Below are 22,927 nucleotides of genomic sequence, written 5' to 3' on the forward strand. Positions count from 1 at the left end.
ATGACAAATCATGTTTTTACTTCACAAAAAACCCTTGCCACTCGGCAAGGGTTTTAAATAGCAGTTGCAGCGGCGCGGTCTACCGTGACAAATCCATTCCATGTCTTTACTAAACGTATCATTGCATCGTGGTTTTCTGCTACAAAAGAAGCAATTATTTCACTTTGATGCATCTCTTTATCGGTTGGAAGATTAACAAACACTGAAGCTATTTCTCTCTCTATCTCTTGTCTACTAGCTTCGATCGTTATGTCGTCGTAAGATATCTTTATCTTTGTTACTTCATCGGAAATGATGGAGAACAAAGCAAGATTCCCTTTTAAAATGTCCACAGTTGAACTATCAATAACGGGATCAGATTTAGGTAACACTGACGGTTTGTTACTGGTGTAAGCAATTTCAAGCACATCATCTGTCAGAGAGAGAGTTGAAAATAAATCTCTCATTGGCAATTGCTTCACTAAAAAAGTTGCTTGCTCATTTTGGGTCAGAGGTTTGCTTTTTTCTTCTGCTACAAAGAACAGGGAACAAAAGCAGAAACATATGACTGTAAAGATTACTTTATGTTTCAACTCTGCTCTCCTCCTACCTAATTTGTGAAATTCTCGATCCATTTCTTTGTATCTTTATAGGAATCATATACTTCCAAATAAATAGTATGTTGTGTTTTATATTTCTTTTTAAAAGTTACCTCTAGATAATAGTTACTAGCATACCCAGGTTCTACAAATCTATTTTCGCCTTTTAAATTATCAGAATCATTTTGAATGGCATTCAGTAATGACGAAATTTCGGCATCATTACTAACAAATTTTGAATTACCATTTGGATATCCAATTCGTACATCGCTTAGTTTGTAATCCTTCTCTTCTAAATCAGTAAAGTAATCTACCATGTCTTTCGTTTCAGAGGATTCTAAAACAGGGGACAACATCTCACTAACAACCTTTTCGGGTACTGTATACAACCTTGATTGTACATTCCCATTTTCCAATTCATAAATTATAAATAATCTAAAATCATCTGGACGATAGTTACGGTCATACTCCCTAGCTAAATTTTCTGAAAGAATCTTTTCATGTAGCTGGACGATAGCCTCCACGTTTTCGGGTTGAGCATAAAATTGTGAACCTACTTGATTAATATTCATTTGGTAAAATTCACTCTCGTTCTGCTCAAATCTTTTAAACTCTTGATACGCCCACTGATCCTCTGAGAACCACACTCTCTTCACTTCAGAAGCTTCAGGGACACGACCTTCAAACCCTGTGATATCCAATTTCAGACCAATAACCATAGCTACTACGACTAGCATATATACGCCCAACTTACGGAACGACTTTCCAATTCTCCAACTTTTTTGTAACACCATTTCCGTAATAGTAAATCCTAAAAAAGAACCTGTTACATAACCAAAGTATGCCCAGGAATCTTTCCCGTTTGTTTCAAAGAAAAACGCTCCGAACATTAATGTAAAGAAGAACGTAATACCGTATAAAATGACTGGTCGTAAAGCAGAGAAAGCTATAGACTGGGTTGCCACTTCTAATGGTCTAATTCTATAAGCTAACCAGGTTAAAGCAAATAGTACCGCTGCCATAAAACTAAATGTTAACCACTCCCCTAATGTAAAGGGAGATGTATACGCCTGCACAAAAGTTGCGATATAAAGAAGGTATTCAAATGATTCTTCAATGTAATACTCCATTGGGAATCCTAAAATACTATGTCTCATATTACTAATTGCTAACAAAGTAATGAAAAAAGGATAAAAAATGAAAATGAAATATAAAACAATATTGACGAATGTAAGCCCTGTGATCATTAAAACAAACGTCGCTATTATATAGAATAATACGTGACCAAGGATATTTGTTGCCATCCAAACGAGAACATCGCTTGTACCCACCGCATCACTGTATCCATTCAAAGATACTACTAGCAGAATTGATATACTGGAGATGATAAGTGGTGCAATTAATCCAACAAGTCCACAAATAAAATTAGAAATGAAATGTGTATCTCTCTTAAAAGGAAGTGAATGCAAATAATCACTTGCTAATGGTGTGTGTAAATATCGGAACAAAACGATACTAAAAATTAACGGTACAATTAGCAAAAAGACAGAAGTCCCAAATGATCCAAATTGCATGTAGTTCGCTAAATCTTCTCCTGTATTGGATGAATACTCATTAGAAATGATGGTCAGCATAGCAACAGGATAAGCAAATAGTAGAATAATAGTATATAAAACACTCAACCAAGTAACAGAACGAATATTCTGCCCTATAATCGCCCTACTGAATAAGGATGTTTTCGATTGCATAGCCATGATCCCCCATTTCATAAACAAAAATCTCTTCTAGTGTTAAAGGTAGAATGTCAAACACTGGTGAATTCCACGTTTTCACATACTTCTCAACTTTAGATGGTTCCCCTTTAACAATACTAATTAAGATGGACCCTCTTCTCTCTTTGTGAAGTACTGTTAATTCCGATAGGAAGCCCTCCTCTTTTTCCTCGCTAATCGCTACTTGAATTTTGTGAACGTCCGATTTCAAATCGTCTAAATCACGCTCTATAAGTAATTGTCCACGATGCATAATTCCCACATGGTCACACAGATCTTCCACTTCTCTCAAGTTATGAGAAGAAATCAATACTGTCATGTTTCTTTCCGCAACTTCCTGGACTAATATATTTTTTATTTTTCCACGCATAACAGCATCCAGACCATCAATTGGTTCATCTAAAATTAAAATATCTGGCATGGATGAGAACACTAGCCAAAAGGCAACCTGACGTTGCATCCCTTTAGACAACCGGTGAATTTTACGGGAAGTATCAATGTCAAAGACTTGTTTCAATTGTTGATATCTTTTTTCATTCCAACGCGGATAAGTTCTTCTATAAAAAGTAGCCATTTGCTCAATGGTGGCTTGGTGAAAGAAGTATAACGTATCTGGTAGGAAAATAACTCTTTCTTTTAAAGGAACGTTTTCAAATACTTCCTGGGAGTCAATTACAACCGATCCACTATCCGGCTTATATAGTCCCGCAAGCATTTTCATTAACGTCGTTTTACCAGCACCATTTGAACCTAATAGTCCGTAAATAGAACCCTTTTTCACGTGCATCGATAATTGATTTACTACCGCTTCTTTTTCAAAGCTTTTAGAAACGTTTGTCACCTTGATCATTTACTTGCCCTCCTTTCGAATCCGTCTCTACTTCTAGTAACAACTGCATAATGTCCTCTTTTTTAACCCCTAGAAAAAGCGCTTCTGAGAACAGTTGTTTCAATTGTTCTTTCATTTCTTCCACCTTCTCCTCTTTCTTTTGTTTAGCTTGCGGAGCAATGAAGCTTCCTTTTCCTGGGACTGAATAAATGTACCCTTGATTTTCTAGTTCCCTGTATGCTTTTTGAATGGTGTTAGGGTTTATTGTTAAGTCTTTTGCTAAAGAACGGACGGATGGAAGTTGTTCATCTGCTTGCAACTCTTCATGAATAATTCGATTCTTTAATCCTTCAATAAGCTGCTCATAGATTGGTTGTCTACTTCTAATATCAAGCTGTATCATTTTTTCCCTCCTTTACCAATAAGTGTATTATCTGTCTTAACTGTATTATATGTCATAGTACAATTAATGTCTACTTAATATTTCCATAAATATGACGTATTTATTTCAAGAACGTTACATTCGCTTTGTTCGACTTTTAAAAAGACGCAAGGATATAATAGGAACTACATAGTGTTAAGAACTTTTTGTCAGGGGGATAAAAATGAAGTATATGATGATCACAGGTACTTCCAAAGGTTTAGGTGAAGCAATTGCTTTAGAGGCTCTAAAGGGCGAGTGGAATGTGATTGCTCTTTCTAGAAACGAAAATGAAAAGCTAAAAGATCAAGCTTTATCATCTGGAAAAGACTTTCGATTTTACCCAGTGGATTTAATGAATGAACTAGAAGCGGAAGAAACATGGACAAGTGTTTATCAAGATTTACCTGACGTTATTAGTGAATTAGTAGTAGTCAATAACGCAGGCACCGTACAACCGATTGACACGGTCGAACACTTAATTTCTTCTGAAGTAAATAAAGCCCTTCAGTTAAACATTCAAGCACCTATGATAGCAAGTAAGCATGCGGTACTGTTTGCAAAATCTACTAAAGTAACCACAACGGTTGTAAATATTTCATCTGGGGCAGCAACGCGTGGAATACATGGCTGGAGTGTGTACGGCGCAACAAAGGCAGCATTAAATTACTTTACAGAAGTCGTAAATATGGAAGTATTGGAGCAAGGCTTGCCGCTTAAAGCGATGGCATTTAATCCAGGAATTATGGATACAGACATGCAAGGAGAGATTAGGTCCTCCTCCAAACAAGCTTTTAAAGAAGTAGAAAAGTTCCAACAGTTCAAAGAAGAAAATGCGCTACGTTCTCCTTATGACGTAGCAAAGGTAGTTCTTACTCTACTGAATCATCGAGAAGAGTATGAGAATGGAAAAATGATAGATGTTAAAGATTTTCTTTCATGATGATGAGTTGTGTCTATTAATACAATAAAAATACCGCTGCATGCTAGCAACGGTATTTTTTGCATTTTAGAGATAAGATAGTTTAGCCTATTTGACGATCGTCCATTTTCCCACTCTTTCCCTGGTCTTTCAAGATTAAGTCTGCCGTCAATTGACCTGATAAGCACACCATAGGTACTCCTCCACCGGGGTGAGTAGACCCTCCTACAAAATAAAGATTTTCTACATGAGCCGAACGGTTAGGAACTTTAAATCCTCCATTTAACTTACGATCCGTAACAGCTCCATAGATGGAACCACCGTTAGATCCGTAAAGTTGTTGAATATCATTCGGTGTAAATTGATATTCCCATTCAATATGTTGACGTAAGCCTGTAACTCCCATTCTTTCTAGCTTGTTTAAAACAAGTTCACGATAGGAATCTTTATACACATTCCAATCTTCTCCATCTTTTAGTGGTGGAACATGTGTTAATACAAACAAATTCTCTTTTCCATCCGGCGCTTGCGTCGAATCAGATTTACTAGAAATACCTACGTATACGGTTGGATCATCTGTAATTTTCCCTTGATCAAACATTTGCACGAACTCTTTCTTTTGATCTTTCGCAAAGAAGAAGTTATGGTGTTTTAACTCAGGATACTCGCGATTAACACCTAATAATAAAACTAAACCTGATACGGTAGGCTGGAAATCTTGAAGCTCTGACAACGCCTGTTGTTGTTTTGGATAGTCTGTTAAAAGTGTTTGGTGAGCAGGTATCGCTTCTAAGTTAGATACTACTAAATCAGCAGGAACTACTTCTCCTCCGTTAATAGTTACACCCGTAGTTCGATTGCCATTCACATTAATTTGTTCTACCTTTGTATCAAGCACCACTTTCACTTGTAACTCTTCTAATAAACTTTTCATCGCTTCGGCTATCTTATACATACCACCTTGTACATAATGCACGCCCACACCGACTTGAACGTGAGCAAGCTGTGATAAAACTGCTGGCGCATTGTATGGGGAAGATCCAATATACATGATTAAAAAGTTCATCAGTTGCTGTAAGTACTTACTCTTAAAATATTTTCTAGTAGCTTGATCCATTGATTTTAAAGGATCCATTTGTAATAACTCTCTTAAAGAATGCAATTGACGTAGATCTGGTAGACCAGAAATACTTTGATGATAAAAGCTCTTTTTATTTAATTCATACATTTTATTTGCATAAGATAGATAGTCTAAATAAGCATTTTTATCTTTTGGAGCTACTCGCTCTATTTCTTCCATCATTTCAACTAAATCTGCGTGTAAATCCAATTTAGTACCGTCCTCAAAGAACGTTCTCCAACCTGGTTCTACTCTAGTAATAGTTACGTAATCATGCAGATTCTTTCCTGCTGAAGCGAATAATTTTTCCAACGTCCAAGGCATTGTTAAAATAGAAGGCCCTGTATCAAAGGAATACCCCATCCCTCCACGGACGTTCAACTTTCCACCTAACCTCTCGCCTTTTTCCATGATTGTTACATCATAGCCAGCTACAGCTAGACGAATGCTCGCACTCATCCCAGCAATTCCTCCACCAACCACTACTACTTTCTTCTTCATGACATTCTCTCCTTCTTCTTTCAACTTCTCTCTACTCTTTTTTGACAAAAAAACTGAATTTCATAACTATCAAATAGAAAAAGGTTTTTGAACCTACATAGTTGGTAAGAATGATAGAAAAAGGAGGTATAGTAATGATTTGGACTTTTATCGTTTTAATAGGGTTACACGTTTTACTATTTTCAAGGGTTAACATGTTAAAGAGTCGTCATTCCAATCAATCGTCCGAAGCTGTGTATACGATATTAATTCCTGCTCGTAATGAACAACATAATCTGATCACTCTATTACCAACAGTACTAGGTCAAGAGTTAGTAAAGGAAGTAATTGTGATTAATGATCAGTCAACCGATAAAACTCGAGAAGTAGCGGAATCATTTGGTGCTACTGTTATTGATACACCTCCTCTACCTCAAAATTGGATGGGTAAATCATGGGCTTTATGGAATGGAGTTAACTATGCAACAGGCAATCACTTTATCTTTTTAGATGCTGATACATGGCTTAAGCCTGAAGCGATAAAAAAAATCGATACTGCATTCTCTAAACAACGTTACCAAGGTGCCATGAGCATTCAGCCTTACCATGAGATGAAGAATTGGAAAGAACGCTTTTCCATCTTATTTCATTTCATTACAGCTGCTTCAACAGGCTCCACTCAATTATTTCGTTCAAAAGATTCAACCGTAGGGGGGTATGGTCAAGCACTTGTTATGAACCGTAATACATACATTGGGATTGGTGGTCATGAAGCGATTCACGAGGAAGTCGTAGAGAATCTTGCTTTAATTCAACAAGTAAAATCAAGAAACTTGCCAGTTCAAGCGTATATTGGGAAAGACATTATTCATATGAGAATGTATCCGAATGGTTGGTCGGAGCTAGTAAATGGTTGGAGTAAGAGTTTTGCAAAAGGAGCCATGATGACAAACTCAGTTATGCTGTTTTTAATTTCCATTTGGCTAACGTTTTACTTCACAGCAGCGATGGAGATTTTCCACATTACGGACCAAGTATCATTTTCGATTTGGGCAACTTTCATGCTTAGTTACTCTTTCTTATTTTGGATGCAAGCTAATCTGTTCGGAAAAATGAAATGGACGGATATGTTTCTTATCCCTCTCTTTTTCTTTGGTTTCCTTTACATCTTTACTCGTTCTGTATGGAATGGTGTTTTTAATAAAAAACGGTTTGGAAAGACCGGACGATTAGTGGAGGAAATTAAGAAAATGGGATGGGTAGGCTTAGTATTGTATTGGGGATGTTGTCAACTACTCATTGCTTTATGGAGTTCTTCTTGGTCATATTCAGCAATACGGAGATCTTTCTCTACGAATAAGTGGTTATATCCAAATGATAGAGAGAAAAGCCTTTATCAAAAACTCCGAATCTCTAAGTGGAAGGATATCTTGCCAGATGCAGGTGGTTGGTTCTCTTCATCCCAAAGTAAAAAAACAGTAAAACGCGATGAAATAAATAGTTTCTTTTACGAAACGGTCCGTGCAGAGCAATCACACTGGCTACAAATTTTACCTGTATTTCCTTTCTTTTGGATGAATGATACTGTTCTATTATGTTGGATGGTATTATACGGTGTCCTAGTAAATGTTCCTTTTATCTTTATTCAGCGTTATAACAGAGCTAGAATTTTGCCACTCTTAAAAAGGAGCATCATTCGTTGAAGGTGGTTTTTTGTTCGCCCAGCATGGACGAACAAAAAACCGTAAGCGAAAAGAATCACTCACGGTTACCTTATTAGTTATTCACGTTTTCCTTTACACGCGTCCAACCATCTTTTTGTTCGATTTTCCCTTCCTTCATTAGACGACCAAGAGCTCGTTTGAAAGAAGCTTTACTTAACTGGAAGCGATCTTGAATATCTTCAGGTGTAGATTTATCCGTATATGGCATTTGTCCTCCACGTTGAAGTAAATAAGAATAGATTTGCTCTGCATCATCATCCATTTTTACTTCTTTACGTGGTAAGAAAGATACGTTTAACGTGCCATCATCTTTTACATCAATTACTCGACCTTCCACTTTTTGACCGAGTCTTGGCTCTTCTTGTCGCTCAGAATAATGGACAAACGCTTTATAGCCCTCATCTGAAATTAAGTAAGTACCAACTTTTTGACAACGATAAACCGTTCCCACGAATTTTTGATTGTACATCGATTTAGGTGCTTTTCTAGCAATAGATGCTACAATATTTTCTGTCGCCACTTTCGCAAGCAACCTTCCCATTTGGTCTTCTTTTAGGGAAACAAATAGTCTATCCCCTGCTTCAGGCCATACAGAATGCCAGGCAGGTAGGTCGTCATTTGAGACTAGCACATCTTTTAACAAACCGATATTAACAAATACACCATGTTCCCCGTGTTCAGCGACAACATCTACCCAACCATATCTTCCTTTTTGTACTTTGGGAAGTTTCATTGTAGCTGTTAATCTTCCTTCTTTATCAAGATACACAAAGACATCTACTTCATCGTCTACAAAGACTTCTTCTGTCATTTCATTATTATGCAAGAGTACAGATTCGCCTCTATCATCTTCTAAAAATACACCAAAGTCTACTTCTCGAGCGACAAACAATGTACATACTTTACCAATTTCGATCATAATTTCCTCCTACCGATCCATATAACTTATTCGACTAACTGTACCATGTCCATCCTCTATATACAAGTTACGAAAGGTGACTTTTCGATGGAGATTTCTTTGTTAAAAGAATAGATCTTAGTGCCAAAGCAGCTACATAGACTAAAAAAACAGGGATGAATAGCCATGGCTGCTCACTTGCTATCGGGAAGTACCAAAAACCTAATAGGAAATATCCACATGCCCATAGTGTAACCGGCAAGGTGGAATATAAGTAAAATGTTTTAACCGAAATCCCCTTCACTCCAGCTAAAAAAGGAACAGCTAAACGAAGACCAGGTAGAGATATAGAGAGTATTAGTGCTTTATCTTCGTACTTTTCAAATGTCTTTTCCGCTCTTTTCCACCACTGTTTAGTAGACATTTTGTAGCTGCCTGACTAATGCCTCTACCAACCCCGAAACATGTAGATACTACAGCTAATAAGCTCATTATTGTCATGACAAGTGCAGGAATGGGTTGCACTACAGACATTCGAGACATCCAGCCACTTGTCATCACAATTACTTCGTTCGGCAACGGCAGTCCTATTAGTCCAATAAAACCAAATAGAAAAATGCCTAGGTAACCTGCTTTTTCATATAAAGAGATTATTGTGTCCATCGTTTTGGACTCCTTTAATGTATTATTTCTTATCGTAGCGGATTGGTAAAAAAAACTCAATTATCAGGTGTTACTCTGATTATTATTTTTAAAAGGAAAAAAAATTCCCTTACGCAATTATGAACGCGCAAGGGAATTTTCTTAAGAGGCTTGTTGCTCCACGTATGATTCAACTGGCTTTCTCATTAAATAGATGGTTGTAACTAAACCAAGTGCTGTAATAATGGCAAACCAAGTATATACGTGGTAAATAGAGAATCTTTCTGCAATTTGTCCGCCAACTAACGTGTGGAACCAGTTTCCAAGACCGTTTCCTATACTAGAGTATATTGTAATAGCAGATGCTACCATGGTTGGTGGAGTGATTTCCTTCACATATTGAAGAGCTGTAGGAATAAATAACCCAATGGATATACCCTGAAGAATAGTTGTTCCGTAAACTACTGCTAAAGAAGGTTCGTTTAGATAAATAATCCACCTAATCAACGCAATGCCACTCGCAAGTGAAATACAGCCCATCACACCAATTTTATTAGCAACGAGCGAAGCAATTCGAATAAAAGGAATCTCACTAATTACCGCTAATAAAAACACAATTCCAATCCCAGCATATGTGGCACCAGAAGCTTCTACAAAAAGAGAAAAGTACACATTGTTTGCTAAGTTGGGACCAAAGAAACAGAAAGTTATTACAAGCAATAATAAAAATGGCTTGTTATTAGACAATCCTACGACTGCCTTCTTAAGAGATAGATCTGCTTTCTTCTGTACATCACTTTTAGGAATAAACCATAAAAATGCTGCACCGAATAAAAGAAATATGCTGAACGCATACACAATAACAGGTAAACCAATCGTCGTTTCCGCTAATCTTCCCATGAAAAATACAGCCAAAGCAAATCCTAACGATCCGTACATACGAATGCTACCATAAGGAGTACCAGATCTTCCCGCATAACTTAGTGCCATAGAATCTGATAATGGTATTAAAGCACTTTGAAATACCGCTACTAAAATAGCAACAAGGAACAAGATTAAATACGAATCAAACAATAAGTATCCAATCCCCATAATAGCAGTCATCACCATCGTCAACTGAAGAAGCATTTTAGGTTGACCTGTTTTATCTGCTTGGAATCCCCATATTGGTTGAAAGACAATCATGACAACTGGTCCAAGAGACATTATCATCCCTATTTCTGCTGGTGATAAACCAATCACATTTGATAAATATACACTTAATAAAGGGTATAAACTTCCTACGGCCAAGAACATTAAGGTGTAATAGCTTTTGTATACCATGCCTTCATTCACATATATCGTCTCCATCCATGCTGTAAGTTATTGACTATTGTATCACAGGAATGGCTAGAAAATTTTCTGAAAATAAACAGAAGTTTATTAAAAAGACAATTGTTTATTCTGTACTACCTTGTGAGTCTACCTTACTCTTATACTCGCAAATAATAGTTAAAAAGAAATCTCCGTACTGGTCTAACTTTCTCTGACCTACTCCTTTTACTTCTAACAATGCGCTCTCGGTAGTAGGCTGGTTGGCACTCATTTCTTTTAACGTAGCATCCGAAAACACAACAAATGGAGGAACACCTGCTTCCTCAGCAATCTCTCTCCTTTTCTTTCGTAACGATTCAAATAATTCGTCATTTGCTACAATAGTATGTTGTGCCGCTTCTGCCTTTTTAGAGACTTTTCTCAATCCTTTCAACACTTCTTTTCCTTTTTCTGATACTTGCAGAACCGGGAAACTTCCACCACTCATGAGTAGATATTGTTCAGAAGTTAAGTATTCAATAAAATCTTGTGCTTGTTTACCGGACCAAGCAGTTAAAATACCGTATGTTGGTAGTTGTTCGAAACCAAACTCTAAAACTTTTTTATTCTTAGATCCTATTAAAACATTGGCTATCATGGCTTTTCCAAAACGTTGACCCATTCGAACAACACAACTTAGTACACGCTGTGCATCAACGGTACGATCCTCAGATTCTCTTTGATCTGTACAATTTGCACATCTACCACACGATTCAGCGGACTCTTCACCGAAATAGTTAACTATAAATTGTTGAAGGCACCCTTCTGTGTGACAATAATCTTGCATTTTTCGAAGTCTATCCACTTCATGTAAATAACGTTCTTCTGATGTAGTTGATTGTTCTAATAAGAAACGTTGAACTTGAATATCCTGTGGAGAATAAAGAAGAATACACACACTAGGTAAGCCATCCCGTCCTGCTCTACCCGCTTCCTGATAATACCCTTCCATGTTTTTAGGCATTTGTGCGTGAATGATGTATCGTAAATTACTTTTGTCAATTCCCATCCCAAAAGCATTAGTAGCAATCATAATAGAAACATCATCGCGTAAGAAAGCATCTTGTTGCTCTGCTCTCACTTGATCTGCTAAACCACCATGATAGCGACCTACCGCATAGCCTTTTTGTTTTAACAATTCATAGAGCTGATCCACTTTATTTCGAGTGGCAGCATAGATAATTCCTGATTCTGATTTATTTCCTTCAATAAATGTTTCAATATACTTCGTTTTATCTGTACCTCTAACCACTTCAAACGTTAAGTTACTTCTCTCAAACCCCGTGACTACTTCATTTTCCCTCGGAATTCGTAGTGCAGCTAAAATATCTTGTCGAACATTTGGCGTTGCCGTAGCGGTTAATGCAACAACGAGAGGATGTACTGGAAGTGATTGAATAAATGGTAATATCATTCGATAACTTGGTCTAAAATCATGTCCCCACTGAGAGATACAGTGTGCTTCATCAATCGCTACAAGAGGAATTGTTAGTCGCAAACAAATATCTCTGAATCTAGGGTGATCTAATCTTTCCGGAGCAACGTAAATCAACTTGATTTCTCCAGTCATAATTTCTTGCATAGTTTCTTCTAATTCATTTGAGGATAGACCACTATGTAGTGCTACTGCTTTAACACCATTCTCTTGCAGAGCATCTACTTGATCTTTCATTAAGGAAATTAATGGTGAGATAACGATAGAAGTTCCTTCGAAGAGTAATGCGGGGACTTGATAGCACAATGACTTTCCTCCACCTGTTGGCATTACGGTTAACATGGATTTTCCAGTCAGTAGGTTTGAAATCGTTTCTTTTTGTCCAGTTCTAAAATCATCAAATCCAAAATAATGCTTTAAAGGTTCTTTTGCTTTTTCTAACAATTTCATTCCATCACCTCATTTTTTGATCATACAGAGATAGTCTAACATAAGTTTCAATAGTACTGTTTCGTTTTTACCCTAAAGAGTGGTATAATTTCGAGGAATATAGTTTGGAGGCGGTACGTACATGATTACAGTTACAGATGTCAGTTTACGATTTGCCGATCGTAAGCTGTTTGATGATGTCAATATTAAATTTACACCAGGCAATTGTTATGGATTAATTGGAGCAAATGGTGCAGGTAAATCCACTTTTATTAAAATTCTTTCTGGTGAGATTGAAGCTCAAACAGGTTCTGTACATTTAGGTCCAGATGAGCGTTTAGCAGTTTTAAAACAGAACCATTATGAATATGAAGAGTATGAAGTAATGGAAACTGTTATTATGGGGCATGCTCGCTTATATAAAGTGATGAAAGAAAAAGATGCGATCTATATGAAAGAAGATTTCTCTGACGAAGATGGTATTCGTGCTGCTGAGTTAGAAGGAGAATTCGCTGAATTAAATGGATGGGAGTCAGAGTCAGAAGCTGCTATCCTATTAAAAGGTCTTGGAATCGGCGAAGATCTTCATAATAAGAAAATGGCCGACATTTCAGGTTCTGAAAAAGTTAAAGTCCTTCTTGCTCAAGCGTTGTTCGGTAAACCAGATGTTTTACTACTGGATGAGCCTACCAACCACTTGGACATTGAAGCGATTCAATGGTTGGAAGAGTTCTTAATTAACTTTGAAAACACAGTTATTGTCGTATCCCATGACCGTCATTTCTTAAACAAAGTTTGTACGCACATTGCAGACCTTGATTTCGGAAAGATCCAATTATACGTAGGTAACTATGACTTCTGGTATGAGTCTTCTCAATTAGCGACTCGTATGGCACAAGACCAAAACAAGAAAAAAGAAGAGAAGATTAAAGAGTTACAAGCGTTTATCGCACGTTTCTCGGCCAATGCTTCGAAATCTAAGCAAGCAACTTCTCGTAAAAAGTTATTAGATAAAATTTCACTTGACGACATTAAACCTTCTTCTCGTCGTTATCCTTATGTTCAGTTCGGATTAGGACGTGAAATTGGTAACGATGTGTTACGTGTAGAAGGTATATCTAAAACAATTGATGGCGTGAAAGTTTTAAACAATGTAAACTTCACAGTCGGCCGCGATGATAAGATTGCTCTTCTAGGTGACGAGATTGCTAAAACTACTTTAATGAAAATTCTTATGGGTGAAATGGAGCCAGACGAAGGAACATTCCGTTGGGGTGTAACTACTTCTCAAGCTTATTTCCCTAAAGATAATTCAGAGTATTTTAACGGACCAGAACCTACATTAGTAGATTGGTTACGTCAATATTCACCAGATGATGAAAGCGAAACGTTCCTACGAGGATTCCTAGGACGTATGTTGTTCTCTGGTGAAGAGGTAAAGAAAAAGCCAAGTGTCCTTTCTGGAGGAGAAAAAGTTCGTTGTATGCTATCCAAAATGATGCTTTCTAACTCTAACGTGTTAATCATGGATGAACCAACAAACCACTTAGACTTAGAATCCATTACTGCATTAAACAACGGATTGATCGCATTCAAAGGCGTGCTTCTGTTCACTTCACACGATCACCAGTTCATGCAAACAATCGCAAACCGTATTGTAGAAATTACAGAAGACGGTGCATTAGATAAACAAGTATCATACGACGAGTACCTTGAGTGGAAAAAAGCTCAATAATCCTTTTTTTGCTGAATGAGTTCTTGTGGGACACCTGGACGGAGATTCCCCTCCTCTCGTGCTCCGCAAGACGCTCTTGTGGGACACCTGAACGGGGATTATTCTCCTCTCGTGCTCCGCAAGACGCTCTTGTGGGACACCTGAACGGGGATTATTCCCTTCTCGTGCTCCGCTACACAAAAGCAGATAAACTCCGTCGAATGACGCATACTAAAAAAGCCTCCCTAATGCAAGGGAGGTCTTTTTGCTAGATGACTACAAAGGAGGTCCCTGGTTTGACCAACTACACGAAAGGCATGCTTCTTCTTTTAGCCTCCGCATTCGGATTTGCTGTAATGTCTGCATTTGTAAAATTGTCTGGAGACTTACCTACCATTCAAAAGACGTTTTTCCGAAATGGAGTTACAGCCCTAGTGACTTTTTTTCTGGTTATATACTTTAAAGAAAGTTTTTTTGGCAAAAAAGAAAATCAAGCCTTATTACTCTTACGCTCTGCTTTAGGAACTCTTGGAATCGTATTCCTATTCTACGCTATTGACCACCTAGTGCTAGCAGATGCTACTATGTTAAATAATTTAAGTCCATTTTTACTTATCATTTTTTGTGCCATTTTCTTAAAAGAAAATGTATCTAAGTATCAAGCTATTGGGATCTTATTTGCCTTTATTGGTACCTTATTCGTTATTAAGCCGCAATTTTCGTTTGAATTTTTGCCATTTGGTATTGGACTTCTTTCAGCCGCTTTCGCAGCTGGTGCCTATACTGTATTAAGAGTTTTGGGCCCAAGAGAAAAATTTTATACTGTTGTCTTTTATTTCTCTTTCTTTTCTTCTGTCGTACTCTTACCATTCGTTTTACTTAACTACGAACCTATGACAATAAAACAATGGGTTTACCTAATTGGTGCAGGCGTTTTTGCTACAATTGGGCAGTTCGGTATTACCCTGGCATATAAATTTGCTGCTGCAAGAGAGATTTCCATTTTTAATTATTCCTCTATTCTCTATTCGGCACTGCTAGGGTTTTGGTTGTTTCAAGAAATACCAGATGTATGGAGTTTTCTAGGATACTTGATCATCGTTAGTGCAGCAGTTTATATGTATCTAAAAGGACAACATGTACATGCAAAAAGAGGCTAGGGATTACCCTAACCTCTTTTTCATTTCTTTATAATGCAGCTAAAGCAGCTTGATTTAGAATATTCCAAGGCTTGTTAAAGTGTGGTTGGAAGAAGAAATCAACAAATCCTAGTTCTTCTACAGTCATCTTATTTTGGATAGCGACAGACATGGTGTTTATAGATTGAGTCATATCTGCTTTTGATAACACTTGGGCTCCTAAAATTACTCTTGTTTTCGGATTAAATGTTAGCTTAAATAACACATCTTCTGTAGTAGGCATAAAACCAGGACGATCCGTTTCACGAACAATTACATGATCTACTTCTATTCCTTGTGCAGCTGCACTAGTCGCTGTTAAACCTGTAGAAGCCATACTTAAATCGTAAAGGTGCAAGCCTGACGTACCTTGCGTACCCATATATCTAATCGATTTAGACACAAGGTTTCTAGCTACCAACGTACCCATTCGTACTGCATTCGTTGCAAGAGGTATATATTGTGTTTGACCAGTTGGATTATAATGGATTGCACAACTATCCCCTGCCGCTAAAATATCTTCATTAGATGTACGCATGTACTCATCCACTTTTATAGCACCGTTAGGCATCATCTCTACTTGCCCTTCTAATAGAAACGTATTTGGTTTAAAGCCTACACATAGAACAACTAAATCAACATCATAGGAGCTTTTATCTGTAATTACTTTATTCACTTTTCCATCTTTACCTTCAAATTTCTTAACGGTTTGTTCTAATGCCAATTTTACTCCCCGATTTTCAAATTCCGTTTCGACTGGATCTGTAAATTCTTTATCGAGATATTTATTTAAGATACGATCTGATGCATCAATTAGCGTTACGTCTTTTCCATACTGTTGAAATGCTTCAACTAGTTCAACACCTATATACCCCGCTCCAATAACTGCAATTTTCTTCGCTTCTTTCGCTTTCTCAATAATCATTTGTGCATGGCCATAATTTTTACTTAACAAAATGTTTTCTTGGTTTATTCCTTCGATGTTGGGAACTATCGGCCAAGAACCTGTTGTCATGACTAATTTATCGTACGTGTCAGTAAACACTTCTCCAGTAGTTAGATTTTTCACATCTAATTCTTTTTTCTCACTTCGAATTTCCATTACTTCATGAAGCATGTTCATGTTTATGTTTGCTGAAGACATTTCTTCAGGAGATGAGTAAAATAGTCCTTGAGCATCTTTGACCACACCCCAACATACAAAGCAATACCGCATGATAAGAATGACACATTATCATTTCTTTCATAAACCGTGATTTCTGCATTTGGATGCAGGGAACGAATATTTTTTGCTGCTGCTGTACCTGCGTGTGTAGATCCTACAATAATGACTTTCATATTTCATCCTCCTAGAATGATAACTGTTATATTGCTCACCTTTTCACATAATTATATATGTGAAGTAATGAACAATATTTCTACAATTCATACTATACACCACATTTTATTCTTACGCAATATATTTTGCTCACCTTTTCACAATATAATTATGTTCTTATGTGACATTTATCGACAATACCATCAGTACAATGTGAAATGAATCACAATATAACACATGGATGGAGTTTGAACATATGACATAACACGAGGACTCATCTAATGGTAAGTCACGTCATGTAGTAAACGATAAGTTGATACTGGTCAGGTAACAAAAAAAGCCTACCTTTATTTAGGTAGGTTAGGATACTTTTGTTTAATTGAATTAGGTGCTACATAGATCATCCATTGGAATATCAACGTAATAATGATCACATCGTCTACAACTCCAATTAAAAATAGGAAATCTGGAATGAGATCAACTGGTAACCAAGCATACCCTATTATGGCCAATAAACTAATAATTTTCTTCCATACGTCCACTTCGTTAGATGAAAAGAAAGTCACGAGAAATGGAATAAAACGATGGAATTTTACTATAAAAAGCAATCTCTTTAAGAATCTCAAAGAACTCTCCCCTTTCCTCCATCTTACTTATAAAGGGAGGAAAACGTCAACTAGTATTGGTTTTGCGGGTGGGAGGCAAGGTGATCTCTATTTGCAGCTAAGGGGATTTGCTCTAGGAAACCTAAATTTATTGATAACTGTGCGCCGTCTTGTGCAAATTGTGCGCTTTCAATAGCAAGCCGAACAAAATCTGCTGCAATATCTTTTCTTGCTGATTTTGAGATAGCCATTCCATAGTTTTCTATACCCGCTCCAGCAGCCAGACCAGTGTGATACATCATTAACTTATCTGAGAACGGTGGAATGTTCGATTCAGTTACTTCCGGATCCCATAATTGAGGTGCAGGTAAATCTTCGTCTGTTAGCAAATTAATAAAAATTTCAATATGTTTATGAGAGATCTTTCTTCCTTTTACCAAATAATTTTTTATCTTCTCATTTCTACATGATTGGCTAAAAGCTATCATTAGGGACTTTCCTAACATATTGGTATCTAAGTTGACATAAATTGCTTTTATTTCTTCAGACGAAATTGGTCTTTTTGGACCAATCCAAGAGCCAAGAAAAGATTGGTTATGGACAGTGGTTCCTTCTTTTGGAATCGGAATACTAGGTGTACGAATAACTATTCCTTTTGAAAGCATTAAATCCATTACTTTATTAAACACCTCTAGATACTCTTTAATAGCACTTGAGAAAAATTCTCTTATATCCTCTCTATGGCATCCTACTAAACAGGCAGAATAATTGTGTATAGCTGACCTCGCCGCCTCTTTTAAGTAAAACATATAAAACTTATCGGAAAACATCCTCGGAGCTTCTAAATTAATATCTTGCTCTCCAAATCCAACCGGCAATTTCATCCTATCATCTTTATAAATTTCTCTAATTTGTTTAATAAGTTGGTCTGTAACACGCGAACCCATGTCTAATAATTGTTTGATCTCTGGGTCATCACAATGTTGCATAAAGTGCTGGTATACGATAGAGAACATTGTTTCACCGATATAAGTTGTCCAAAGTGAACCAATTTCACCAGAAGTTAGCGTTGCTCCTCTAAAATCCTGCATAAATACACCACGTCTCTAAAAATTTTTGTTATTTGTAGTGTGTGTTTTACCTTAGAAAACTATTCCTTACAGCAGGTTTCTCTTAACTTACTTGCTTCTTCAGCTGACAAAGATGGGTTCGGCACATCATCTTTCAGCAACAAAATTCCATGAAAAATTTGAACATCGTCATCACACGCTTCACAGAATACCAAATCACCTTCTGTATAAAAAACGGTCATTCCTGTTTCCCGATATTCACTAGAAGAAAATTTCTTTGATAGCTCACATGTAAGCTTTGACCAATCTACCAACGCATCTTCGAAAGAGGAATAACTCTTTTCCATGACGATTTTATCTTGCCAGTCTTCAAATAACCACCATGGTTCATAATCTGCTGTCATTTTTACTAATTTCCACAAAATTTCTCTCCCCTTTCATAGTTTTGACGTTTTAGGTAAAGCTACCAATAATTAACGAAATTAAGTAGGTGAATAAACATGTGGCGGAAAAAATTAAAAGGTAAAACACAAGAAAATACCCCATTTCCACATGATACACACTTATTAGAAATCTGGATTAAACACCAATTTCACCAAAGCAGTGACATAGTAGTAAATTACTTTAGTTTTGGTGAAATGAATGTATTAGTATCCTATATTGATCAAAGTATCGATACAAAGTTACTATCTGAATTTATATTGCAGCCACTTTTACAACAAAAAGATGAAGGTATATCTTTTGAAAAAGCTACCGAAAAAGTGGAAATAACAAGTCCTAAATGGACAAATAATGGTTCAGATATAATTAGTGGTCTGTTAAGTGGCGCCGTATTACTTTATTGTGAAGGCTCTGAACATGCTGTTTTATATAATATTGTTTTGGTTGAAGGAAGAAATCCTGAAAAAGCAGAAACGGAATCATTAGTTTTTGGACCAAAAGTTGCTTTCACAGAATCGTTATCCAAGAATCTAAATTTAATAAGGACTCACCTAAATGATCCACAGTTAACTGTGGAAGAAATTATTGTAGGTGAAAGAGCAAAAAAGCCTGTCTCTATCCTGTATATCAAGGATATAACGAATGAGGAGTTAGTTCAAACATTTCGCCAACGTATTACTGATCTACACTACGATCACATAATGGATTCAACCGTATTAGCACAGTTATTAGAAGATAACTCTCAAACTATATTTCCTCAAATTTTAACAACAGAATTGCCAGATCGACTTAGTCTTTCGTTATTGCATGGAAAAGTAGGTGTGCTAGTAGATGGAAGTCCAACTGCAATAATTGGCCCTTCCACTTTTCTCTCTTTTTTCGAGTCTACAGAAGATGTGTACATGCGCTGGAATATGGGGACTTTTCTGCGTATGCTGAGGTTTTTGGCCATTTTTTTATCCGTATTACTTACACCTGCTTATGTAGCGGTATTGACATATCATTATGAAGTCATACCTTCTGCTTTATTAATTTCACTAGGGCAATCCAGAGCAAATGTCCCCTTTCCTCCTTTTTTTGAAGCATTGCTTTTAGAATTTATCATTGAATTACTTCGTGAGGCCGGAGCCCGACTACCTACTAAGGTTGGACAAACAATCGGCATTGTAGGAGGAATTGTTATTGGTCAAGCTTCCGTGCAAGCAGGGATAACTAGTAATATTTTAATTATTATCATTGCATTAAGTGCACTGGGATCCTTTACAACACCAAGTTACCTAATGGGTACTGCAATCAGAATCACTCGTTTTCCCATTATTATTTTAGCTGCTTTATGGGGAGGAGTGGGAATTATGTTAGCTTTTTGTTTTATTATCATTCACCTTTTACGCCTTACAACAATTGGTGTACCTTATTTATCTCCTATATACCCATTAAGATTGTCAGATTTGAGATATAGCCTTTTTAGAGTTCCACAGCAATATCTAAAAATGAGACCAGCATCCAATAGGCCATTAAATGAAGAAAGATATACTAAAAGAGATCCAAAACAGAAGAGAGATATTGACCAGTAAGGAGGTGCAGTATGAACATCCAACAACCAACCAAAAGGCTATGGATTAATGCCTATATGCTCATGTTTATCGTACATACTGCACAAACTGGCGTTGGAATTGTTGGTATGCCGAGGGTGGTTTTTTTAGAGTCAGCTCAGGATGCATGGATTTCAGTTATGATTGGTTCCTTGGTTGCAATTCCTTTTGCATACGTGATTTACTACACACTAAAACCTTTTGGTCGATTAGACTTATATGCTATACACGATATTATTTATGGGAAGTGGATTGGTAAGCTACTAAATTTCTTTTACGCATTTTACTTAAGTTGGGTGTTTTTTAATATAGTCATGAACTATATTGAGATGATTCAAGCTTGGGTGTTTAATTTGCTACCTACTTGGCTAATGTTTCTACTGTTAGCAGCACTTGCTATTTATGCTGTGCAAGGTGGTTTACGAGTTGTAACAGGAGTCACTATTTTGTCATTTTTATTATCTACTTGGCTAGTTTTTATGATAGCTGTACCAATACAGTACATTGAAACTACACAATATTTCCCGCTTTTCAATCATTCTTTTAAAGAAATGATGATGGCAACGTTAAAGACGAGTTACACTATCTTAGGTTTTGAAATACTCTTCTTTGTCTACCCATTTGTGGATGACCAAAAGAAAACAATGAGGTATGTAAATATCGCTTTAATTTACACCACCATCCAAATAACATTGGTTACGATTGTATGTATTGGTTTTTTTTCCGATGTGTCATTAGAAAAAACCATTTGGCCAGTATTATCCATGTTTAAAATAGTTCGACTTCCAAATTTGGAACGCTTTGAATTTATCGCTGTATCCTTCTGGATGTTGGTAATTTTACCAAACTTAGCACTATACTTATGGGCAGCTAGTAGAGGAGTTCGACATGTTTTTAATATTCCTCAAAAATATGCCGTTTGGATCATTGTAACTGTTGGCTTTGTTGCCCAGTACTTTTTAGATAGCCGATTGATAATGAATTTGATTACAGATAAACTCGCGACTACAGGTATGTATATGTCTTTTATTTACCCTGTTATTATTTTTCTACTTGTAAGAATTCATTTGTATAGAAAAAAAGGAGCCAAACCAAATGAGAAAAGCACTAATAATTAGTTTGTGTTGTCTCTTACTTGCAAGTTGTGTAGAGCAAAAACAGTTAGAGAGATTAGGTTTAATTACAGCTATTGGGTATGATATCCCAGATAAATCGAACCCCACCATTAGAGGAACGGTAGTCATGTTAAACTTTTCACCAGAACTTAGTAATTTTACGAACGTCATTACCCAAGACGGAGTTACTTCTAAAGGAATCCGTAGAGCGTTAAATCAAGAATCCAGTCATCAAGTAGTCTCTGGGCAATTACGTGTTGCTGTATATGGAAGGGAAATGGCTGAAAATGGAATTAGGTCAATTGTAGACTCTTTTACACGAGATGCTTCAATAGGAAACATGTTATATTTAGTTATCGCTGAAGGAAGTGCTGAGGAATTAATCAAGTTTAAGAAAGGTACCCTTACGTATAATTTTGGTACACACCTGTATAATTTGATCCAACAAAATGTGAAAGACGAACAGTTTCCTTCTCCTACTCTGCAAGATTTTATTAATACGTATGATAATCCTGGTAGAGATCCCATTCTTCCTATTATGGGTATTGATGAAGACCGGATTGGCCTAAAAGAAATTGGTTTATTAAAAGGAGATCGCTTAGTGGGTACGTTATCAAATAAAGAGTTATTTTATTTATTGATAATGATGAAAGGCTTCGGCTCTGCAAGCTTTGATATTGATGTACCTTATGATAAAATCTCTGGTCAACTTTATCATTCAAAAGCCCATAAAACAGCGGAAGAATTTAGACAAGGTTCTGTTTTTGTTACGGTTGATAATGTGTCGACGAAGCAAAAAATAAAATTAGTAAAGAAAGAACCTCCTACATTTAAAATTGATATAAAAATTAAAACTCGTGTTCTAGAAGTCACAGATAACATAGATTTTATGCAAGAAAAAACTTTTGATATCTTGAAAGAAATCAGTAATAAACAGTTAGAAGATGGAATTAGGCGAAACATTGCGTATTTACAAGAAATAGAAAGTGATCCTATCGGATTTGGATCCATTTATCAAACTAAGGAAAGGAAAAAAGAACTCAGTCAAGATGAGTGGGTAAGTATTTTTAAAAGAGCGACTTTTGATATCAACGTAGATACAGAATTTGTACGAACTGGCGTTACAGATTAAAAAAGGACACCACCTTGTGATGTCCTTTTTGTTTATACATTGACTATTTCCACCTTCCTATCCGTTAGAGTAGTAAAGGAGAAAATGGTATAATGAGAAAAATCGATTTATGAAAAATAAGATATTTAATACTACTTGGACGTATAATGAAAATAATGA

General features: G+C 36.5%; 20 protein-coding genes and 1 pseudogene. 7 read left to right on the forward strand and 14 right to left on the reverse strand.

The window, feature by feature from the left end:
• Positions 1 to 53: 53 nt before the first annotated feature.
• From G8O30_RS05920 to G8O30_RS05935, 4 genes are read right to left on the reverse strand one after another with little or no spacing between them, the layout of a single operon-like run.
• Positions 54 to 572 (reverse strand): hypothetical protein, encoded by a 519-nt coding sequence (locus G8O30_RS05920; RefSeq protein ID WP_239674055.1) that lies wholly within the window; start codon positions 570 to 572, stop codon positions 54 to 56.
• A 17-nt stretch (positions 573 to 589) separates the two neighbouring features.
• Positions 590 to 2,326 (reverse strand): hypothetical protein, encoded by a 1,737-nt coding sequence (locus G8O30_RS05925; protein WP_239674056.1) that lies wholly within the window; start codon positions 2,324 to 2,326, stop codon positions 590 to 592.
• A complete protein-coding gene (locus G8O30_RS05930) occupies positions 2,298 to 3,200 on the reverse strand; it encodes an ABC transporter ATP-binding protein (protein ID WP_239674057.1) in 903 nt (300 codons plus the stop codon). The genes G8O30_RS05925 and G8O30_RS05930 overlap by 29 nt, the downstream gene beginning before the upstream one ends.
• On the reverse strand, positions 3,175 to 3,582 hold the full coding sequence (locus G8O30_RS05935; RefSeq protein WP_239674058.1) for a GntR family transcriptional regulator: 408 nt from the start codon (positions 3,580 to 3,582) through the stop codon (positions 3,175 to 3,177). Before G8O30_RS05935 ends, G8O30_RS05930 begins: the two co-directional genes overlap by 26 nt.
• A 202-nt stretch (positions 3,583 to 3,784) precedes the next feature.
• Here G8O30_RS05935 and G8O30_RS05940 point away from each other — a divergent pair, with 202 nt between their 5' ends.
• Positions 3,785 to 4,543 carry an SDR family NAD(P)-dependent oxidoreductase gene (locus G8O30_RS05940; RefSeq protein ID WP_239674059.1) on the forward strand — a complete coding sequence of 253 codons (759 nt, stop codon included), beginning with the start codon at positions 3,785 to 3,787 and terminating at the stop codon, positions 4,541 to 4,543.
• An 82-nt stretch (positions 4,544 to 4,625) separates the two neighbouring features.
• Here the strand turns inward: G8O30_RS05940 and G8O30_RS05945 are convergent, their stop codons facing one another.
• Positions 4,626 to 6,143: a phytoene desaturase family protein gene (locus tag G8O30_RS05945; RefSeq protein ID WP_239674060.1), complete on the reverse strand. Its 1,518-nt coding sequence runs from the start codon at positions 6,141 to 6,143 to the stop codon at positions 4,626 to 4,628.
• Positions 6,144 to 6,277: 134 nt separating this feature from the next.
• Between G8O30_RS05945 and G8O30_RS05950 the strand changes: the two genes are divergently transcribed.
• Positions 6,278 to 7,825 carry a glycosyl-4,4'-diaponeurosporenoate acyltransferase CrtO family protein gene (locus G8O30_RS05950; RefSeq protein ID WP_239674061.1) on the forward strand — a complete coding sequence of 516 codons (1,548 nt, stop codon included), beginning with the start codon at positions 6,278 to 6,280 and terminating at the stop codon, positions 7,823 to 7,825.
• A 73-nt stretch (positions 7,826 to 7,898) separates the two neighbouring features.
• On the opposite strand, the gene G8O30_RS05955 is transcribed toward G8O30_RS05950, so the two are convergent.
• The 5 genes from G8O30_RS05955 to recQ all read right to left on the reverse strand — a co-directional run bounded on the left by G8O30_RS05955 (position 7,899) and on the right by recQ (position 12,624).
• Complete coding sequence (locus G8O30_RS05955; protein WP_420844613.1) at positions 7,899 to 8,762, reverse strand: CvfB family protein; 864 nt, start codon at positions 8,760 to 8,762, stop codon at positions 7,899 to 7,901.
• Positions 8,763 to 8,832: 70 nt separating this feature from the next.
• The gene (locus G8O30_RS05960) at positions 8,833 to 9,168 is read right to left on the reverse strand and encodes a DedA family protein (RefSeq protein ID WP_239674063.1); all 336 of its coding nucleotides are present in this window, start codon (positions 9,166 to 9,168) and stop codon (positions 8,833 to 8,835) included.
• Positions 9,102 to 9,407, reverse strand: coding sequence for an SNARE-associated domain-containing protein (locus tag G8O30_RS05965; RefSeq protein ID WP_239674064.1), 306 nt, complete (start codon positions 9,405 to 9,407; stop codon positions 9,102 to 9,104). The genes G8O30_RS05960 and G8O30_RS05965 overlap by 67 nt, the downstream gene beginning before the upstream one ends.
• 141 nt (positions 9,408 to 9,548) lie before the next feature.
• Positions 9,549 to 10,721, reverse strand: coding sequence for an MFS transporter (locus G8O30_RS05970; protein WP_239674065.1), 1,173 nt, complete (start codon positions 10,719 to 10,721; stop codon positions 9,549 to 9,551).
• A gap of 103 nt (positions 10,722 to 10,824) precedes the next feature.
• On the reverse strand, positions 10,825 to 12,624 hold the full coding sequence (gene recQ / locus G8O30_RS05975) for a DNA helicase RecQ (protein ID WP_239674066.1): 1,800 nt from the start codon (positions 12,622 to 12,624) through the stop codon (positions 10,825 to 10,827).
• Positions 12,625 to 12,745: 121 nt separating this feature from the next.
• On the opposite strand from recQ, the gene G8O30_RS05980 reads away from it, so the two are divergent.
• Both G8O30_RS05980 and G8O30_RS05985 read left to right on the forward strand, forming a co-directional pair.
• The gene (locus G8O30_RS05980; RefSeq protein WP_239674067.1) at positions 12,746 to 14,338 is read left to right on the forward strand and encodes an ABC-F family ATP-binding cassette domain-containing protein; all 1,593 of its coding nucleotides are present in this window, start codon (positions 12,746 to 12,748) and stop codon (positions 14,336 to 14,338) included.
• A gap of 275 nt (positions 14,339 to 14,613) precedes the next feature.
• Entirely contained in the window at positions 14,614 to 15,477 is an 864-nt protein-coding gene (locus G8O30_RS05985; RefSeq protein ID WP_239674068.1) for a DMT family transporter, read from the forward strand.
• A 28-nt stretch (positions 15,478 to 15,505) separates the two neighbouring features.
• On the opposite strand, the pseudogene G8O30_RS05990 reads toward G8O30_RS05985, so the two are convergent.
• The 4 genes and pseudogenes from G8O30_RS05990 to G8O30_RS06005 form a co-directional block, all read right to left on the reverse strand.
• Positions 15,506 to 16,833: pseudogene (locus G8O30_RS05990) on the reverse strand (FAD-dependent oxidoreductase).
• Positions 16,834 to 17,160: 327 nt separating this feature from the next.
• Positions 17,161 to 17,439, reverse strand: coding sequence for a YkvA family protein (locus tag G8O30_RS05995; RefSeq protein ID WP_239674069.1), 279 nt, complete (start codon positions 17,437 to 17,439; stop codon positions 17,161 to 17,163).
• Between the two features lie 50 nt (positions 17,440 to 17,489).
• Positions 17,490 to 18,509, reverse strand: a complete 1,020-nt coding sequence (locus tag G8O30_RS06000) for a DUF3231 family protein (protein WP_239674070.1) — start codon at positions 18,507 to 18,509, stop codon at positions 17,490 to 17,492.
• 59 nt (positions 18,510 to 18,568) lie between these two features.
• Entirely contained in the window at positions 18,569 to 18,910 is a 342-nt protein-coding gene (locus G8O30_RS06005) for a DUF1033 family protein (RefSeq protein ID WP_239674071.1), read from the reverse strand.
• A 78-nt stretch (positions 18,911 to 18,988) separates the two neighbouring features.
• On the opposite strand from G8O30_RS06005, the gene G8O30_RS06010 reads away from it, so the two are divergent.
• From G8O30_RS06010 to G8O30_RS06020, 3 genes are read left to right on the forward strand one after another with little or no spacing between them, the layout of a single operon-like run.
• Complete coding sequence (locus G8O30_RS06010) at positions 18,989 to 20,503, forward strand: spore germination protein (RefSeq protein WP_239674072.1); 1,515 nt, start codon at positions 18,989 to 18,991, stop codon at positions 20,501 to 20,503.
• 11 nt (positions 20,504 to 20,514) lie between these two features.
• Positions 20,515 to 21,639 (forward strand): GerAB/ArcD/ProY family transporter, encoded by a 1,125-nt coding sequence (locus G8O30_RS06015; protein WP_239674073.1) that lies wholly within the window; start codon positions 20,515 to 20,517, stop codon positions 21,637 to 21,639.
• Positions 21,617 to 22,768: a Ger(x)C family spore germination protein gene (locus tag G8O30_RS06020; RefSeq protein WP_239674074.1), complete on the forward strand. Its 1,152-nt coding sequence runs from the start codon at positions 21,617 to 21,619 to the stop codon at positions 22,766 to 22,768. The genes G8O30_RS06015 and G8O30_RS06020 overlap by 23 nt, the downstream gene beginning before the upstream one ends.
• Positions 22,769 to 22,927: the final 159 nt, after the last annotated feature.

The organism is Mangrovibacillus cuniculi, from assembly GCF_015482585.1.
Lineage (GTDB): Bacteria > Bacillota > Bacilli > Bacillales > R1DC41 > Mangrovibacillus > Mangrovibacillus cuniculi.

Coding starts and splice junctions, on each gene's coding strand:
- G8O30_RS05960 (WP_239674063.1), bottom strand. CDS start 9,168: ATGTCTACTAAACAGTGGTGGAAAAGAGCGGAAAAGACATTTGAAAAG.
- G8O30_RS06010 (WP_239674072.1), top strand. CDS start 18,989: ATGTGGCGGAAAAAATTAAAAGGTAAAACACAAGAAAATACCCCATTT.
- G8O30_RS05925 (WP_239674056.1), bottom strand. CDS start 2,326: ATGCAATCGAAAACATCCTTATTCAGTAGGGCGATTATAGGGCAGAAT.
- G8O30_RS05930 (WP_239674057.1), bottom strand. CDS start 3,200: ATGATCAAGGTGACAAACGTTTCTAAAAGCTTTGAAAAAGAAGCGGTA.
- G8O30_RS06000 (WP_239674070.1), bottom strand. CDS start 18,509: ATGCAGGATTTTAGAGGAGCAACGCTAACTTCTGGTGAAATTGGTTCA.
- G8O30_RS05945 (WP_239674060.1), bottom strand. CDS start 6,143: ATGAAGAAGAAAGTAGTAGTGGTTGGTGGAGGAATTGCTGGGATGAGT.
- G8O30_RS05940 (WP_239674059.1), top strand. CDS start 3,785: ATGAAGTATATGATGATCACAGGTACTTCCAAAGGTTTAGGTGAAGCA.
- G8O30_RS05980 (WP_239674067.1), top strand. CDS start 12,746: ATGATTACAGTTACAGATGTCAGTTTACGATTTGCCGATCGTAAGCTG.
- recQ (WP_239674066.1), bottom strand. CDS start 12,624: ATGAAATTGTTAGAAAAAGCAAAAGAACCTTTAAAGCATTATTTTGGA.
- G8O30_RS05965 (WP_239674064.1), bottom strand. CDS start 9,407: ATGGACACAATAATCTCTTTATATGAAAAAGCAGGTTACCTAGGCATT.
- G8O30_RS05950 (WP_239674061.1), top strand. CDS start 6,278: ATGATTTGGACTTTTATCGTTTTAATAGGGTTACACGTTTTACTATTT.
- G8O30_RS06015 (WP_239674073.1), top strand. CDS start 20,515: ATGAACATCCAACAACCAACCAAAAGGCTATGGATTAATGCCTATATG.
- G8O30_RS05935 (WP_239674058.1), bottom strand. CDS start 3,582: ATGATACAGCTTGATATTAGAAGTAGACAACCAATCTATGAGCAGCTT.
- G8O30_RS06020 (WP_239674074.1), top strand. CDS start 21,617: ATGAGAAAAGCACTAATAATTAGTTTGTGTTGTCTCTTACTTGCAAGT.